A 1,127-nucleotide genomic window follows, 5' to 3' on the forward strand; every position below is an offset into this window, starting at 1 on the left:
GTCCATGGGGCACACCCACGTCGTGCCCGCCGCGCCGGGCACGACGTGGGTGTGCCCCATGGACCCGGAGGTGCGGCGGGACGCGCCGGGGGCCTGCCCGAAGTGCGGCATGGCGCTGGAGCCGGACGCGCCGCCGGCCCTGGAGACGCGGGTCGAGTACACCTGCCCGATGCACCCGGAGGTGGTGCGCGACGGGCCCGGCACCTGCCCGAAGTGCGGCATGGCGCTGGAGCCGCGCACGGTGACGGTGGAGGACAGGCCGGATCCGGAGCTGCGTTCGATGACGCGGCGGTTCTGGGTGGGGCTGGCGCTGAGCGTGCCGCTGATGGTGCTGGGCATGGCGGACATGTTGCCCGTGCGGCTCGCGCTGTCCCCGGAGGCCCTGCTGTGGGCGCAGTTCGTGCTGGCGACGCCGGTGGTGCTCTGGGTGGGGGCGCCGTTCTTCCAGCGAGGCTGGGCGTCGGTGCGCAACCGGCACCTCAACATGTTCACGCTCATCGCGCTGGGCGCGGGCGCGGCGTACCTGTTCAGCGGGGTCGCCACGCTGTTCCCGCACCTGCTGCCGGACGGTGCGCGCACGGGACACGGTGACACCGCGCCCGTGTACTACGAGGCCGCCGCCATCATCCTCACGTTGGTGGCGCTGGGGCAGGTGCTGGAGCTGCGCGCCCGCCACGCGACGTCTGGTGCCCTGCGTGCGCTCCTGTCCCTGGCCCCCGCGACGGCGAGGCGCATCGGGGACGACGGGCATGAAGAGGACGTACCGCTGTCGGAGGTCCATGTGGGGGACCGGCTGCGCGTGCGCCCTGGCGAGAAGGTGCCGGTGGACGGCGAGGTGCTGGAGGGCGCGAGCGCGGTGGATGAGTCGCTCGTCACCGGAGAGCCGGTGCCGGTGGAGAAGGGCCGGGGCGCGAAGGTGACGGGAGGCACGGTGAACGGCACGGGTTCGCTGGTGATGCGCGCGGAGCGGGTGGGCCGGGACACGCTCCTGTCGCGCATCGTCCAGCGCGTCGCCGAGGCCCAGCGCACGCGGGCCCCCATCCAGCGGCTGGCGGACCGGGTGGCCGGCGTCTTCGTGCCCGCGGTCATCGCGGTGGCGGTGGTGACGGCGGGGGTCTGGGCGGTGT

The 1,127-nt window shown here is 74.4% G+C and carries 1 protein-coding gene; it reads left to right on the forward strand.

Annotated features, from left to right (window positions below; all coding sequences use genetic code 11):
- On the forward strand, nucleotides 1-1,127 hold a 1,127-nt coding region (locus tag D7X74_RS42000; protein ID WP_147446917.1), incomplete at both ends, for an HAD-IC family P-type ATPase.

The sequence above is a fragment of the Corallococcus sp. CA047B genome (assembly GCF_003612065.1).
GTDB lineage: Bacteria > Myxococcota > Myxococcia > Myxococcales > Myxococcaceae > Corallococcus > Corallococcus praedator.